At 34.2% G+C, this 16931-nt stretch carries 17 protein-coding genes; all 17 read left to right on the forward strand.

Going from position 1 to position 16931, the window contains the following annotated elements; translation table 11 throughout:
* Window positions 1-39: 39 nt before the first annotated feature.
* Entirely contained in the window at window positions 40-768 is a 729-nt protein-coding gene (locus ACXYMZ_RS03895; protein ID WP_458947046.1) for a pseudouridine synthase, read from the forward strand.
* Window positions 769-844: 76 nt separating this feature from the next.
* The gene (gene resA, locus ACXYMZ_RS03900) at window positions 845-1417 is read left to right on the forward strand and encodes a thiol-disulfide oxidoreductase ResA (protein ID WP_458947047.1); all 573 of its coding nucleotides are present in this window, start codon (window positions 845-847) and stop codon (window positions 1415-1417) included.
* A 44-nt stretch (window positions 1418-1461) separates the two neighbouring features.
* Window positions 1462-3102, forward strand: a complete 1641-nt coding sequence (resB, locus tag ACXYMZ_RS03905) for a cytochrome c biogenesis protein ResB (protein WP_458947048.1) — start codon at window positions 1462-1464, stop codon at window positions 3100-3102.
* 45 nt (window positions 3103-3147) lie between these two features.
* Window positions 3148-4344, forward strand: a complete 1197-nt coding sequence (gene ccsB / locus ACXYMZ_RS03910) for a c-type cytochrome biogenesis protein CcsB (protein ID WP_458947049.1) — start codon at window positions 3148-3150, stop codon at window positions 4342-4344.
* Window positions 4345-4497: 153 nt separating this feature from the next.
* Window positions 4498-5217 (forward strand): response regulator transcription factor, encoded by a 720-nt coding sequence (locus ACXYMZ_RS03915; protein ID WP_458947050.1) that lies wholly within the window; start codon window positions 4498-4500, stop codon window positions 5215-5217.
* Complete coding sequence (locus ACXYMZ_RS03920; protein WP_458947051.1) at window positions 5217-6992, forward strand: ATP-binding protein; 1776 nt, start codon at window positions 5217-5219, stop codon at window positions 6990-6992. Before ACXYMZ_RS03915 ends, ACXYMZ_RS03920 begins: the two co-directional genes overlap by 1 nt.
* A gap of 31 nt (window positions 6993-7023) precedes the next feature.
* A complete protein-coding gene (locus tag ACXYMZ_RS03925; protein ID WP_458947052.1) occupies window positions 7024-7434 on the forward strand; it encodes a DUF4430 domain-containing protein in 411 nt (136 codons plus the stop codon).
* A 189-nt stretch (window positions 7435-7623) separates the two neighbouring features.
* Entirely contained in the window at window positions 7624-8163 is a 540-nt protein-coding gene (locus tag ACXYMZ_RS03930; protein WP_458947053.1) for a sigma-70 family RNA polymerase sigma factor, read from the forward strand.
* Entirely contained in the window at window positions 8160-9146 is a 987-nt protein-coding gene (locus tag ACXYMZ_RS03935) for a hypothetical protein (RefSeq protein ID WP_458947054.1), read from the forward strand. Before ACXYMZ_RS03930 ends, ACXYMZ_RS03935 begins: the two co-directional genes overlap by 4 nt.
* 70 nt (window positions 9147-9216) lie before the next feature.
* Complete coding sequence (locus ACXYMZ_RS03940) at window positions 9217-10299, forward strand: YpbB family protein (RefSeq protein WP_458947055.1); 1083 nt, start codon at window positions 9217-9219, stop codon at window positions 10297-10299.
* Window positions 10280-11815 carry a RecQ family ATP-dependent DNA helicase gene (locus ACXYMZ_RS03945; protein ID WP_458947056.1) on the forward strand — a complete coding sequence of 512 codons (1536 nt, stop codon included), beginning with the start codon at window positions 10280-10282 and terminating at the stop codon, window positions 11813-11815. Before ACXYMZ_RS03940 ends, ACXYMZ_RS03945 begins: the two co-directional genes overlap by 20 nt.
* Before the next feature lie 63 nt (window positions 11816-11878).
* Window positions 11879-12382, forward strand: coding sequence for a CPBP family intramembrane glutamic endopeptidase (locus ACXYMZ_RS03950; protein ID WP_458947057.1), 504 nt, complete (start codon window positions 11879-11881; stop codon window positions 12380-12382).
* A gap of 13 nt (window positions 12383-12395) precedes the next feature.
* On the forward strand, window positions 12396-12704 hold the full coding sequence (locus tag ACXYMZ_RS03955; RefSeq protein ID WP_458947058.1) for a hypothetical protein: 309 nt from the start codon (window positions 12396-12398) through the stop codon (window positions 12702-12704).
* A 132-nt stretch (window positions 12705-12836) separates the two neighbouring features.
* Window positions 12837-13415: a genetic competence negative regulator gene (locus ACXYMZ_RS03960; protein ID WP_458947059.1), complete on the forward strand. Its 579-nt coding sequence runs from the start codon at window positions 12837-12839 to the stop codon at window positions 13413-13415.
* Window positions 13416-13457: 42 nt separating this feature from the next.
* A complete protein-coding gene (locus ACXYMZ_RS03965) occupies window positions 13458-14399 on the forward strand; it encodes a D-alanine--D-alanine ligase (protein WP_458947060.1) in 942 nt (313 codons plus the stop codon).
* A 112-nt stretch (window positions 14400-14511) separates the two neighbouring features.
* Complete coding sequence (locus ACXYMZ_RS03970) at window positions 14512-15792, forward strand: Glu/Leu/Phe/Val family dehydrogenase (RefSeq protein ID WP_458947061.1); 1281 nt, start codon at window positions 14512-14514, stop codon at window positions 15790-15792.
* Window positions 15793-15902: 110 nt separating this feature from the next.
* Window positions 15903-16889, forward strand: a complete 987-nt coding sequence (locus ACXYMZ_RS03975) for a YpdA family putative bacillithiol disulfide reductase (RefSeq protein ID WP_458947062.1) — start codon at window positions 15903-15905, stop codon at window positions 16887-16889.
* Window positions 16890-16931: the final 42 nt, after the last annotated feature.

The following is a 16931-nucleotide window of genomic DNA, read 5'->3' on the forward strand; positions in this document are numbered from 1 at the left end:
TATTGTGTAACAAAAAACTGAGAGATTGATGGTGAATATATGTCTAATGAGTTAGAACGATTACAAAAAGTTATTGCACAAAGTGGTGTTACTTCTAGAAGAAAAGCCGAACAATTAATACTAGATGGTAAAGTTAAAGTTAATCACCAAGTAGTGACTACTTTAGGTACGAAAGTCAGTTCCACGGACCTTATTGAAGTGAATAATATTCCGCTGGAAAAAGAAGAGAAAGTTTATTATATGTTATATAAACCAAGGGGTATTGTTTCCACAGTGGATGATGACAAAGGAAGAAAAACTGTATTAGACTTCTTCCCACATGTTAGAGAACGAATCTTCCCGATTGGACGATTAGATTATAATAGCTCTGGACTTATCCTGCTAACAAACGATGGTGAATTTGCAAACATATTGATGCACCCTAAATATGAAGTCGAAAAGGTATATGTAGCAAAACTAGAAGGCATTCCATCAAAGCAAGAACTAAGTCAGCTTCTTAAAGGTGTGCGGGTAGATAAAGATTTATTAAAAGCAGTCCGTTATAATATTTTATCTACTGAACCAAAGAAGGATTCGATGCTTTTAGAATTAACACTAATAGAAGGAAAGAATCGTCATGTTAGAAGAATGATGGAGCACTTAGGATATCCAGTACAAAAATTAAAGCGAGAAAGATACGGGTTATTAACTTTGGGTAACCTGAGACCTGGTGAGGTTCGACCATTAAACCCAAAAGAAGTTAAGCAGATGATAAATTTAGCAGAGTAAATTGTACTTTTTTTGACATAGTACAGGCTATCAATCATTATTGATTAGATGTTATAATACACGGGGAGTGATTGATATGAGTATTGAAAAAGCAAAACAAACAAAAAAGAAAAAAATGCAGAAACGCCTCATCTTACGTGGTGCAATCTTGGCCGTGTTAGTTGGCGCAATAATATTTGCAGTTGTCTCTAATTTACAAAGTGATAATACTGTTTATCGAGCTGGTGATCAAGCTCCAGATTTTCAATTGAAACAAATTAGTGATAACAATGAGATGGAAACGGTGCGGTTGAGCGAGTTAAAAGGTAAAGGGATTATGTTAAACTTCTGGGCTACCTGGTGTAAACCTTGTGAGGCTGAAATGCCTTATATGCAGGAACTATACCCTGAATTTTTCGATAAAGGTGTAGAAATTGTTGCAGTTAGTTTAGATGGTACAGAATTGGTTGTTGATCAATTTGTTGATAAATATGATTTAACTTTCCCAATACCACATGATCAAAAAGGTGAGATAAGAGATTTATATAAAGTAGGACCGATACCAAGTACATTTTTCATTACACCTGAGGGTGAAATACAAGACGTGGTTCACGGTGCTCTAACTTTGGAAACGTTAGAAGGTTACTTAAACCAAATCACACCTAACTAAGCATTTTACTTTAGGTAGACCTGATAATATTGTGAGGGATTTAAATGACTAAAATTAAATGTGAGTGCGGCCATATTAACCCTGAAGGAACGGTTCTTTGTGAGGCTTGTGGTAAGCCAATCGAAGGAAACCAGCATCTGGATGGAAACGATAAGAAAAAATTATTAAACATGCGTTATGAAGGATCGGCACGACGCTCATTAACATATAGAAAATCTATTATTGATAAGATTTGGGGATTTTTCTCCTCTGTAAAAGTTGGAGTTTGGCTAATTGTTATTGCACTTTTAGCGTCGATGTTGGGAACCATTTTCCCTCAGAGACAATTTATACCAGCTAATGCTTTAACTCGAGATCCAGCAGTTTATTATGAGAGTCAATTTGGATTATTCGGTAAAATTTATTATCAATTGGGATTACATGAGATGTACAGTTCCTGGTGGTATTTAATATTACTTGGCTTAATTGGAGTTTCATTGGTAATTTGTAGTTTAGATAGATTTGTACCATTATATAAAGCACTAAAAGTTCAAAAACCAAAAAGACATGAAACATTCTTAAATAGACAAAGACTTTATAGTCAAACAGAAGCAGTTTCAGAAGCTGAATTAGAAGCTGTGAAAACAAAATTAAAAAAACAGCGCTATAAGATTACAGAACAAGATGGTCATATTCTGGCTGAAAAAGGAAGATTCTCAAGATGGGGTCCATATGTAAACCATATTGGCTTAATCATTATCCTTCTTGCCGCTATACTTAGAACGACACCTATTATGTTCACAGATGAATATATATGGGTACGTGAAGGGGAAAGAATTGTTATCCCTGGAACAGATAGTGAATATTATATTGAAAACAAAAAATTCCTTGCTGAAGAGCATGATCCAAATGATGAACGTTTTGCGGATGCGATTGCCAAGGGAGGTTCTGTTATGAGTAACTTCCAAACGGATGTAGTTATTTATAAAGCCTCTAACTTTGATGTTCCAGGTGCAGAGCCTGAGCTAGAAACAATCTTGACAGACTCGATTCAAATGAATAAGCCTGCAAAATTTGATGGCTACACATTATATCAATCTGGTTATCAAGAAAACGAATTTTCAAGTATGACTTTTAAAATACATGAGACGGATGATCCTGATGCTGAGGCGTTAGAAAGCTTTACTATTGACTTAACTTCACCAAGTTCAGAATATATTCTAGATAACGGCTTTCGAGTTACGCTTGATCAATACTACCCGGATTATTATTTAGATAGTAATGGTATTCCAACATCAGAAACAAATTATCCTAGGAATCCAGCATTTGTATTGCTAGTCTATCCACCGGAAGAAGAGACTCCTGAAGTGAGCTTCTTAGGTATCGGACGAAATATTGATGCGACAGGGGAAAATGATTATAAGGTAGCTATTCAAGACTTTGAAACTTTAATGGTGAGTGGACTTACTTTACGTGTAGACCACACTTTAATTTTCTTTGGATTAGGTGCATTTATCTTCATGTTTGGGGTAATTCAAGGCATGTACTGGCAGCATAGAAGAATATGGATTCACCCGAAAGAAGGCGGCCTTCTCTTAGCTGGACATACAAATAAGAATTGGTATAGTTTATCAAAAGATATAGAAAAAATTATTGAAGATACAAACATTACAATGGTTGAAGATCGACAGGAACTGGATGAATAGCTTATACTATTCATCTCAGATGCTATGCTCTAGGAGGGTGTTTTAATGGATTTAGTTAGCTTAAGTGGCACAATGCTTTTTATTGCCTTTATCCTTTATTTAGTTGCAACTTTATTCTTCGGTGCGACAATTAGAGAGAAGAAAGATAGAGACAAATCTAAGAAACAAGGAATGGCTGGTAAAATTGCAATAACCATTACAATACTTGGTTTCTTAGCACAATTATCGTATTTTATTACAAGATGGATGGCTAGTGGACATGCTCCTTTAGGAAATATGTTTGAGTTCGTTACTTTCCTTGGAATGTCTATGGTTTTAGCATTTATTATTATTTATTTCATGTATCAACTAGGTTTCTTAGGGCTATTTGCACTACCTATCGCAATGCTAATCATTGCATATGCAAGTATGTTCCCTTCAGAAGTAGCACCGCTTGTACCATCTCTAAACAGTAACTGGCTATGGATTCATGTTACAACAGTAGCAATTGCACAAGGGATATTATTTATTAGTTTCGCTGCTGGTCTGATGTATCTTATCAAGAACATTGACCAAACCAAGCGAAACAAAAGAAATATTTGGTTAGAGATTGTGTTATACACGGCATTTCTATTCCTTGGTTTCATTGTAGCATCTACTACATTTAATTTAGCCGACTACAATGCAACTTTTGAGTATCAAGATGGTAACACCGTATTGACAACAAATTACACACTACCTGCAATTGCTGGTCCAAATAATGGTGTCTTACTTACAGAAGACGTTATGAGTCCTGTATTTGAAGCTCCAGGTTGGATGCAAGGCGCAGATGCTGGTAGAAAATTCAACTCAGTTGTCTGGTCGGTAATCGTAGGATCCCTTTTATATGGAATCACACGCTTAGCGCTTCGAAAACGAATTGGAGCAGCTATTCAACCACTGTTTAAAGGAGTTAAATCTGACCTGCTTGATGAAATTATGTATCGTGCAGTAGCAATAGGTTTCCCGGTATTTACTTTAGGCGGATTGATTTTCGCAGCGATTTGGGCCCAAATCGCATGGGGAAGATTCTGGGGTTGGGACCCTAAAGAAGTATGGGCATTAGTTACATGGCTTTTCTATGCAGCTTTCCTTCACTTAAGGTTATCGCGAGGATGGCAAGGAGAAAAATCAGGTTGGTTAGCAGTAGGTGGATTTGCAATTATTATGTTCAACTTAATTGTAGTTAACTTAGTACTTGCAGGACTTCATTCTTATGCTTAAATCATAACAATTCTTTATAGACAAAGTTTCCTAACAAATGGAGACTTTGTCTATTTTCTTATACTTTTTTAGCTTATTCGTTTATAATGACAGATATGAGCTTGTATTAAGATAACGTTAAACACTCAAACAGATTTTAGGGGGAGTTTATAGATGGATTCTAGTATTAAAATCTTAGTTGTTGATGATGAAGATCGTATTCGAAGACTTGTTAAAATGTACCTTGAAAGAGAAGACTATGTAGTAGAAGAGGCTGAAAATGGAGCCGAGGCATTAGAAATGGCTCTTAATGAAGATTATAACTGTATTATCTTAGATTTAATGATGCCTGAAATGGACGGAATAGAAGTTACAGAGGAGCTACGCAAAGTTAAAACTACTCCAATCATCATGTTGACAGCTAAAGGCGAAGAATCTAACCGAGTACAAGGTTTTGAAGTTGGCGCAGATGATTATATTGTAAAACCATTTAGTCCCAGAGAAGTTGTTTTACGTGTAAAAGCATTGCTTAGAAGAGTAGGCTCTTCCACATTTACAAATAGTGACGGCACTACAAGGGATGTTTTAGTATTCCCTCACCTAACAATTGATCATGATGCACATAGAGTGACTGCTGATAACCAAGAGGTGAGTCTGACTCCTAAAGAGTACGAATTACTCTGCTTTTTAGCTAAATCACCTGACAAGGTCTTTAACAGAGAGGTTTTACTTAAAGAAGTTTGGCAATATGAGTTCTTTGGCGATTTAAGAACCGTAGATACACATGTCAAACGTCTTAGAGAAAAATTAAGCTCTGTCTCAGAAGCAGCGGCGAAAATGATTGTTACTGTTTGGGGTGTCGGTTATAAATTCGAGGTTGAGGATTACCAATAATGGTATGGCGAAATAATATAGTTGTTAAGCTAGCACTTACGATTATTTTACTCGTATTATTCGTTTTGTTTGTCTTATCTATCTTTTTAATGCAGTTTTTCGAAACTTTTTATACAAATGAAGTTGAGGAGAATATGCTACAAACAGCTTCTCGAGTTTCAAGTATCGTTTCTCAGCAAGGTAACGAGTCCTATGCACACGACACTGCTGAATTAATTAAAGATCCAGCTAGTCGAGTAGCAATACTATACCCTGACGGTGAATTTTGGGTATCTACAAGTACAGATAATGATTTACCTGAAGTTACTGAGTCGTGGTTACTTTCAGAAACAGAACTTTCGCGTGTCATATCACACCAAGAGAATGCGCAGAAGTTAATTCTTTTACCAGATGGTTCTAGTGAAGCTATTTTTGTAGGAAATCCCTTGTATAATGATGGTGGTGTTTTTGTTTACCAATCTTTAGATGCCATTAATCAGACAAGAGTTGAAACGAGAAGAATAATATTAGTTGCTGCAGGATTCGCGGTTATTTTAACCGTATTCTTTGCTGTGTTCCTATCTACTAGAATTACTTCACCATTAATCAAGATGCGTGAAGCTGCCGCGGATTTAACAAGGGGAGAGTTTAATACAAAGGTCCCCGTGCTGACACATGACGAACTAGGTGACTTAGCTAGAGAATTTAACCGGATGGCAAGACAGCTGAAGTTTCATATCAATGCCGTACAACAAGAGAAGGAACAATTATCTAGTATTGTTTCCTCCATGGCTGATGGTGTGATTACTTTGAATCGAAATGAAGATATTATCTTAATTAACCCACCAGCTGAAAAATATATTGAGAATTGGTATTATGAAAATAATATTGATAGAGATGCAAAAAAACAAAAATTACCTAATGAAATTAGTGAAGTTCTCATTGAGGTAATTGAAAGCGAAACAGAAGCCATTAGAGAATTACATCTGCAAGGCAGATCATATGTAATGTTAATGACACCTTTATATGATACATCCTATGTACGTGGAGCTGTCGCTGTTTTAAGAGACATGACGGAAGAACGTACATTGGAAAAAATGCGTAAAGATTTCATCGCCAATGTATCCCATGAATTAAGAACACCTATAGCAATGCTACAAGGATATAGTGAAGCGATAGTTGATGATATTGCAGAAACCAAAGAAGAAAAGAATGAGTTAGCAGCTATCATTCATGATGAATCCTTGAGGTTGAGTAGATTAGTCAATGAGTTATTAGATTTAGCACGTATGGAAGCAGGACATATCCAATTGAATCAGACAACTGTTAAGGTTGATAATTATATCGAGAGAATCATGAAGAAATTTAATGGAATTGCTGAAGAAAACGATATTGAACTGGGCTTAACAACTAATCTAACCACACAAGAAACTGTGTTTGATGCAGATCGAATAGAGCAGGTATTTACAAACCTGATTGATAACGCAATAAGACATACTAGTAACGAAGGGTTCGTCCATGTAACAGTAGAAACCAACGAATCCGAATTTATTGCAATCATTTCTGATAGTGGAAGTGGTATCCCAGAAGAAGATTTACCTTTCGTTTTTGAACGATTTTATAAAGCGGACAAGTCCCGAACGCGAAATAAAGAGAAAAAAGGAACAGGTCTAGGATTAGCAATTGCAAAAAATATTGTAGATGCACATCAAGGGGAAATCTATGTGAAAAGTAAATTAGATCAAGGAACAACATTTACCTTTACAATCCCGCAAAACAACCAGGATATAATTTAGAACAAGCTATATTTAAGTGAGGAAAAAACATATGAATACAAAAAGATTATTAATTCTATTTATGATAATGATAGTTGGATTACTAGCTGCTTGTAACAGCGAAGATCCTAGTAATACAAGAGTTAGCACAAATGATTCAGGAACTGACGCGAGCCTTGGGGATGATATGGTCAGAATCACAATTTCTATCAACGATGGTGAACAGTTTTTAAATGAACAAGAAGTTAAAATCGAGGAAAGTACAAATCTTCTAGAAGTACTCGAAGAAACCTTTTATGTTGAAACGAACGAAGAAAATGTCATTACATCAATCGAAAGAATGAAAGTGGATGAAGAAGCGAATACCGAATGGGTGTTATTTGTTAATGACGAACCTTCTGATACTCCAGCTAAAGACTATAGCCTAACAGGCGGCGAAAGAATAATATTTGACCTACAATAATTTTAACTCAAAAATCGAGCAGGAAAAATTCCTCTCGATTTTTTGCTAACTTTACAGAATGACTCTCATTATAAATGCTTTACTTGAAATTTAATTTAGAGTGTATTGTTATATGAATGTGAATAAAGTATGATTTGGATGAAACATTTCGATTGCGGATATCGACTATTTATTGAACGGGGGAACTACATGAAAGCTCTTTTTGATAGTTTCTATAATAAATACCACCAAGATTTATATAATTATGTTTACTATATGGTGAAAAATAAAACTCAAACAGAAGACTTAATTCAAGAAATATACATCCGAGTAATCAAATCATATGATAATTTTCGCGGGGAGAGTAGTGAAAAGACGTGGCTATTTTCTATAGCACGTCATATTACGTATGATTTCTTCCGGAAACAATACAGACAAAGAAAATACCAAAATGATGCTTTCGATTGGGATATTGCTGCGAATTACTTAGAAAGTACAGAAACAATGCCTGAAGAGGTCGCTTTAAAAAATGAACAGATACAATCTCTTTTTAAGTATTTAGATCAATGTACAATTGATCAGAAAAACGTTATTATTTTGCGATTTATTCAAGGTTTTTCGTTAATCGAAACTGCTGAAATATTAAATATAACAGTTAGCAAGGTAAAAACAACACAACATCGAGGAATTAAATTATTACGACAGCTTATGGAAGAAAATGCAGAAGAGAAAGGAGTGGCGGAAGAATGAGTGAGGAGAAAGAAAAAGAACTTTTGAAAATGCTAAAAGAAATGCCAGATATTCAAGATGATAAAAGTAAAGATGAATTATTTAACAATATTTCAAGTCAAGTGAATGTAGATAAAAAAGTAAAACAGAAACGTTTTAGAGTTTCCCCGCTTATTGCCGCACTCTCAGCTCTGATACTCATTGTTCTAGGACCCATTATATTAAATAATAACGTGAACCAGTTTGCTGACCGTATGACTGGGATGAATGAAGGTTCTGATATGGCTACGGAAAATAGTGTTTCTATTTCAGAATCAGATGAAGATTCGCAGTATGAATCCTATGATTATTCCGAGGAAGAAGAATTATTTCTTGAACCAAACTTTGTTTTAAATAATATAAGCGATGATGAAGATATCTTACATCTAACTATTTATGATGAGGAGTTAGAATACATTCTACCTTTAGCTTTAATTGTTTCAGATGATGAAGAAATGATATACTTTTACGATACAGTCGAACAATACCTTACTGAATTTCGCCATTATGGACTAGATCAAGTTTCTATTTATCCAAATAATATTGCTAGCGATTTAGAGGATTTGACTGAATTTGAAGAGACGACAATCGAAGAAGCAAGCTACTTGTTATTTGATAATCGCTTTTTCATTGCAATCCCTCAAGCGGAAAGCTCCTCGATAAGCACAGCTATAAATAGCTTGAAGCTCGAAGATCCAGAAATGAATATTAGCCATACAATTCCTGAAAATATTAATTTCAGCATAAAAGAAAATGAAGATACGCTCCATGTTATTTTAGATAATACTTCATCCGCTTCTAGTAATGATATAAGCGTAACGATGATAGAATCTATCTTACTAACAGCGAAGAGCTATGGCTTTACACATGTGATGTTTGAAAATATGCCGTTTTCATTTATAGGAGACTATAACTTAGAAGAAAGTCTAGAAGTCCCACTAGCAGCTAATCCAATTTTCTACTAATCAACTGTTGTGTATAGATGTTATACAGAGTAAGTATCAATGTCTCGAAACAAATGGGGTGAGAGTCATGTTGTTAGAAGGAATAATTATAAAGTCTGCTATTCAATTAAATGCAGAAAGGTCTGTAGCAAATATTTTTTATTTGTTAACAGGAAAACATTCCATAACGACCATTCAAGACGCGAATATCTATGGAATTGAGAACTTTCTTGGAATTTATAAAGACTTAAATCGTTCTGACTTTGATGAAATAATAGCTAAACTTATTCAAAATGAATTTTTTATAGAAAATAGAAATGAAAATAACCAACTATTTTTACAACCTACAGCTTTAGCAACTAGTTGGTTGGATGAAAACGAGAGAAATCTTCCAATTCACTATTTCAATGGTATTCGATTTAATAAAAGAGCGAGTCTATTTTATGCGCGTTTATTATTACTCATTCAAACTTTAACAAATGTAAGGGAAAATAACTTTTCTTTTATTCCTGTAATATCTGATATTAATGTCGAACAGTGGGTGAAGAGGGCTTTTACAAGGTTAAAGGGTGCAGAGCTTAATTATTTAAAAGAGTTAAATAAAGAATTCCTTACTATTTTTAATGAATTTCCTACAGATTATATTCACATCTTTCTTGATCGTTTAACTGGGTATAAACATTACGGAAAAAGTATCGGTCAATTAGCTAAAGACTACGATCAAAAAACATATGACATTGAGTTAATTATTATAGGAATTGTCCATGAAATTATTAAGCATACGGAAGCTAATAAAGACTCATTTCCTGCGTTTCGATTTATATTACAAGACACTCAAGAGGATTTGAAATTACTTGAGTCAACGAAAAAGACTTACTTTTTGTATAAAAAGAATTTTCAGCCAGATGAAATTGCTCATATTCGTCAGCTAAAGATAAACACAATCTATGATCATCTTGCAGAAATTGCTTTGCTGGATATAGAATTTCCCTTTCACCAATTTGTACCAGTAAGTGAACAAGAAGAGATAATAAAGGCGATTGAGAAGACCAACTCCTTTAAATTAAAAGATATTAAGGAACTTGTAAAACCATCAATTAGTTACTTTCAAATAAGATTGATGTTAATTTTACATAAAAGATTGGAGCAAAAAGATGCAAGAAACATTACTTGAAGCTGAATTACAGCGTTATTTCCAATATGATAGCTTTCGTACGGGGCAAGCTGAGATAATTAGTGATGTAATGCAAGGAAAAAACGTGATAGGAGTTTTACCAACAGGTTCTGGGAAGTCAATATGTTACCAACTTCCAGCATTTTTACTCGAAGGTTTAACTATCGTTGTTTCACCACTCATTTCCCTTATGCTAGATCAGGAGAGAGAATTAAAAGCTAAAGGTTTAAAAAAGGTAGCAAGCATAAATAGCTTCGTCGATTTTAGAGAAAGGCAAAGAATAATTGATAACTTGGATCAGTATAAATTGTTGTATGTTTCTCCAGAAATCTTACAACAGGAATATTTATTAGAACGTCTATCAAGAGTAAAAGTTAGTTTGTTTGTCATCGATGAAGCTCATTGTATTTCACAATGGGGACATGAGTTTAGACCAGACTATCTAAAGATTGCTCCTGTTATTAGTTATCTTCAGCATCCTCGAGTTCTTGCCTTAAGTGCGACTGCAACTCCAAAAGTACAAACAGATATCATCCAAACTTTGAAATTAGAATCGGTAGAAAAGCGAGTGTATCCGATGGACCGTGATAATCTTACTTTTGTAGTTGATAAATTAGCGTCCAATTCAGAAAAGATGGATACAATGATTTCTTATTTGAAGCAAGGGTTTGGGCCAACATTGATTTATTTTTCGAGTCGGATTCTTACGGAGGAAGTATCACAAATTCTATCTAAACAATTACCTCACTTAAGAATTGCATTCTATCATGGCGGAATGCTCGCGGAAGATAGAGTGATGATTCAACAACAATTTTTAAATAACCAGCTTGATGTTATTTGTTGTACGAGTGCCTTTGGAATGGGAATTAATAAACAAAATATTCGTCTGGTTATCCACTATCACTTGCCTTCACAAATGGAAGCTTATATCCAAGAGGTGGGTAGAGCAGGAAGAGATGATCAACCAAGTCTTTGTGTTTTGTTGAATACGCCTAACGACAAATTCATCCCAAAACGATTGATTGAGAATGAATTACCTTCCAAACAGGAACTAGAATTTGTATTATATAAAATGAAAAGCTTGTCAGTACAACAATTAAATATTCCTAAAACTGATGTAGACGCAATAGAATATTTCCAAATTAGTGAAACAAAATGGCGATTTTTACGGTTTCACTTTGAAAAACATGGTATGATAAATAATGAGAAAATCATCTACAATCAAAACAACTGGGATCAGTTTTATAGTTATTTGTTAGAGTGGATAGATGCTCGTTTATTACATAAACTACGTGGGCTAAATGGTATGATCGAATGGATAGAAACCGAAGATTGTTTACGTAAGAAATTGTATGCTAGCTTTCAAGCTAACTACAAACCAGCTGTGTTTCAATGTTGTTCGAATTGTGGTGTAGAGCTATCGGATTGGGAAAATGAAATAGACAATGATGATTTAGTAAGCCAAGAGATAAATGATTGGACACTGAAACTTCGTACATTATTAATCGGAGATTGATATGAAACAGAACGAGATAATTAATCAGCTTTCTGATGAAGAACTACAAAAAAACCTGTTTTTTTGCAGCTACTTTTTTTATTAATTGCAATTATTCTAAGTGTATTTTTATTTGATAACTTTTCTGATTGGAAAAATTATTTCCATTGGGATTTAGGTGAAATATTTTATTATGGCATTTTAGCAGGATTATTAATAGTAGCTATAGACTTTATTCTTATGTTCATTTTACCTGCATCTGCTTTCGATGATGGGGGAATAAACGAAAGGATATTTAGAAACCAGTCGGTTGCCAATATCTTCTTAATTGCACTTTTGGTTGCAATTTCAGAGGAATTATTATTTCGTGGTGTGATTCAAACGACTTTTGGATATGTATTTGCAAGTATTTTATTTGCAGTTATCCATTTTAGATATTTAAAAAAGATAGTATTATTTCTTTCCGTTGTTTTTATTAGCCTATTTATTGGATATATATTTATCTTGATAGAGAATCTTGTCGTTACAATTGTCATTCATTTTATTGTAGACTTTTTATTAGGATTATATATTCGCTTTAAAAAGTGAGGTGCTAACCACATTGACAAATTCAGCAAATGATATTGATAAAGATCAAGCAAATGAATTAAGAGAGCTTTTTAAAGAAGTAACAAGTGAGGAAACACTTCCTCAAGAAGTTGAAGAAGTGTCTGATGTAAACCATAGGGTAATTGATGTTTTAAATTTGCCTCCTAGAAAAGAAGTTCATACAAGCTCAGGGCCGATGAAGATGAAAATGAGTAAACCGCTAATGAGATTTATTTTTATTAGTTTGCTTGTTATAACAATAATAATTGTGGCTCTGTATTTCTTTGATGGCGAAATAACTAATCTAATTAATAAACTTTAAAATAATTTATATTTATAGTTCGTCACACTAGCTAATTTCATATTCTCAGCATATATTGTAATCAAGAATTATTTTATGGATGACTTCGTTATCTAATTAGAATGAAAGCAACTATTATTGGGGGGATGTTACATGCGAGTCGAGAGATTATCTGGTGACCAATTCACTGTTTTCTTAACCTTCGATGATTTAGTTGAACGCGGATTTACAAATGATGATTTGTGGGATGATTTTTCAAGCGTTCAAGAATTATTTAGTGAAGTTATGTATGATGCAAGTGATGAGCTTGAGATTGAATTAGATGGTTCTTTACATGTCCAAGTGTATTTAATGCAAGCACAAGGAATGCATGTAACCGTCACACAAATAAATGACACAACAAATGAAGATGATGATTATATTGAAATGAAAGTAACATTAGATGAAAGTGATGAGCTAATGTTTTCATTTGCAAGCTTTGAAGATGTTATTCAAGTTTCATCTTATTTAGCTCCATTTGGAATTACTGGAGGAACCGTGTATTTTTACAATGGCCAGTATTACTACTTACTAGAAGAAACTGAATTTGATCAATCGCAAAAAGAAATGATCATTGCTTTATTATCAGAATACGCTTATTCGAGTATTATTACTTCCCACCGATTAGAGGAATATGGCAAGGTAATTTACAAAGATAATGCTATCGGTCAAATTATAAAGCATTTTTATTAATGGAAATAACCCTAATCGGAATGTTATGAGGAGTGTTGTAAGGTGAAAGTTGCTGTTTTATACGGTGGAATTTCTAAAGAAAGAGATGTGTCTTTATCTTCTGGAAATGGAATTATTCAAGCTTTAAAACAAAAAGGACACGATGTGGTTGGTATCGACTTTCATCCTGAACGTTTAGATGAAATTATAAATTTAGACGTCGATTGTGTTTTCATTGGGCTTCATGGAAAATACGGTGAAGATGGAAGAATTCAAGGATTGTTAGACATGCTTGAGATTCCTTATGTAGGTTCAGGTGTACTTGCATCTTCACTTGCAATGGACAAAACAAAAGCTAAACAAATCTTTGCTCTGAACGGAATACCAGTTGCTAAAGGAGAGTCATACGCTGTAAATAAGCGAACAGACTTAGCGCAGCTTGCGGATAAAATAAATAATAATTTTCAGCCACCATTTGTCATAAAGCCTAATCGCGAAGGTTCTACTCTAGGTCTGACAATAGTGTCAAAGCCTACAGAAGTGCAAGAGGCTATAAAACTGGCAGCTGAAAGTGATGATCATATTTTAGTTGAAGATTTTATTAAAGGAAAAGAACTAACAGTTGCTGTGCTCGGTCTAAAAGGAAAAGAGTCAGCACTTCCGATAATTGAAATAGTCCCTAAAAATGAATACTATGATTATGAATCAAAATATGCTGAGGGAGGAAGCGAGCACATCATTCCAGCTAGAATTAGTGAGGAATTGACAGAACAGATAAAAGAATATTCGATTCTTGCACATCAAGCGTTGAATTGTGATGTATATTCTCGTGTTGACTTTATTTTGGATGAAAAAAACATTCCATATATTTTAGAAGTGAACACATTACCTGGAATGACGCCAACAAGCCTCTTCCCTGACACGGCAAAAACAATAGGTTTAGAATATAATGATATGATAGAACAGTTCTTAAATTTAACAATGGAAAAAAATAATGAAAAATGACTATGATAGTAGTATATTTATTGCATATTTCTTATGAAAGTGTATACTAACTTTTTGAAGAGGTTTATTTTTTATTATATTTATATTGATAGATATTCTAGGAGGTAAGTTCATGGTAGCCGATAAAGCAGGAAATTCTACCACAGAAAATCATGAAAGCTTAGACGTACTAAGTTCTACAAGGGTAGTAATAAAAGAAGCATTGGACAAACTAGGTTATTCTGATGAAGTTTATCAGTTAATGAAAGATCCATTAAGAATGCTAACTGTTCGTATTCCGGTGCGAATGGATGATGGTCAAGTCAAAGTATTTACAGGATACCGCGCACAGCATAATGATGCTGTTGGGCCAACAAAAGGTGGAATTCGTTTCCATCCAAGTGTAACTGAAACAGAAGTAAAAGCCTTAGCGATTTGGATGACGCTTAAAGCTGGTATCGTTGATTTACCATACGGTGGAGCAAAGGGTGGAATCATTTGTGATCCTCGTGAGATGTCTTTCCGTGAACTAGAAGCGCTTAGCCGTGGATATGTTCGCGCGGTAAGTCAATTTGTGGGTCCGACAAAAGATATTCCAGCACCTGATGTATTTACAAACTCTCAGATTATGGCTTGGATGATGGATGAGTATAGTAAGATTGATGAATTTAATAGTCCTGGTTTTATTACTGGTAAACCTATTGTACTTGGTGGTTCACATGGTAGAGATTCTGCAACAGCAAAAGGGGTTACAATTGTACTTAACGAAGCAGCGAAAAAACGTGGCTTAGATGTTAAGGGCGCTCGTATAGTTATTCAAGGTTTCGGGAATGCAGGTAGCTATCTATCTAAATTCTTATATGATCAAGGTGCAAAAATCGTTGGTATCTCAGATGCATACGGTGCACTTCATGATCCGGACGGTTTAGACATAGATTATCTGTTAGATCGCAGAGATAGTTTCGGAACAGTTACAAATCTATTTGAAAACACGATTACGAATAAAGAATTGTTTGAACTAGATTGTGACATTATTGTACCAGCTGCGGTTGAAAATCAAATCACAAGAGAAAATGCTCCAAATATTAAAGCAAGCATTATTGTTGAAGCTGCTAATGGTCCAACAACTGCTGAAGCAACAAAAATACTTACAGAACGTGGTATTCTTTTAGTTCCTGATGTTCTAGCATCTGCAGGTGGAGTAACTGTTTCTTACTTTGAGTGGGTTCAAAATAACCAAGGTTATTACTGGTCAGAGGAAGAAATTGATCAAAAGCTTCATGAAATAATGATTAACTCATTTAACACAATATATAACACAGCTGAAACTAGAAAAATTGATATGCGCTTAGCTGCATACATGGTTGGAGTTAGAAAAACAGCCGAAGCTTCTAGATTCAGAGGATGGGTATAAACAATTTACTTTTATCCAATTTAGTTTCATAAAAACTTAAAAATAAAAAACTCTTATCAATACTAGGTAAGAGTTTTTTTATGATAATAAGTCATAAGGAAGTGAAATTTGTGAAGCAAGAAGAAGTGATTATTATTGGGGCTGGCCCTTGTGGAATGGCAGCTGCAATTTCTCTACAAAAATATGGCATCAACCCATTAATCATAGAAAAAGAAAACATTGTGAATTCCTTATATCGCTTTCCTACACATCAAACATTCTTTAGTTCAAGTGAAAAACTTGAAATTGGAGATGTTGCCTTTATTACAGAGAAACAGCGACCAGTAAGAAATGAAGCACTGACCTATTATAGGGAAGTAGCAAAAAGAAAATCATTGAGAATTCATGCGTTTGAAAAAGTTGAAAAAGTCGAGAAAACCGGAAAAATATTTGAAGTAGTTACAAATGATAATCAGATGAATCAAAAGACTTACATAGCTAAAAATGTTATCGTCGCTACTGGTTATTATGACCAGCCAAATCGATTAAATATTCCAGGGGATCATTTAGCAAAAGTATCCCATTACTTTAAAGAAGCTCATCCATATTTTAATAAGAAAGTAGTTATTATTGGGGGCAAAAATTCGGCTGTTGATGCAGCACTTGAACTGCATAAAGCAGGAGCTGAAGTCACCGTATTATATCGGGGGTCAGATTATTCCAAGAGTATTAAACCATGGATATTACCTGGTTTTGATTCGCTAGCTAAAAAAGAAGATATACAGGTTGTCTTTAATGCGAATGTGACATCAATTACAGAAGAGGCTGTACGTTATAAGGTTTTTGAGGAAGAAATAGAAATAGAAAATGATTTTGTTTTTGCAATGATTGGATACCAGCCAAATATTCAATTTTTACATGGTATAGGTATTGAAACGAATAAAGACACGGGAATTCCGACTTATAATGAATCTACATATGAATCAAATGTTCCAGGTGTTTATTTAGCTGGAGTTGTAACTGCAGGATATAATAATAATGCGATTTTTATCGAAAATGGTCGTTTTCATGGAGATATTATTGCTGAAGATATTAAGAAAAAGCTAGAAGTGAAGTAAACTTCTAGCTTTTTCTGATGGTTAAATTTCATTTTTAGTATA

It is taken from the genome of Oceanobacillus sp. CAU 1775, from assembly GCF_054482815.1.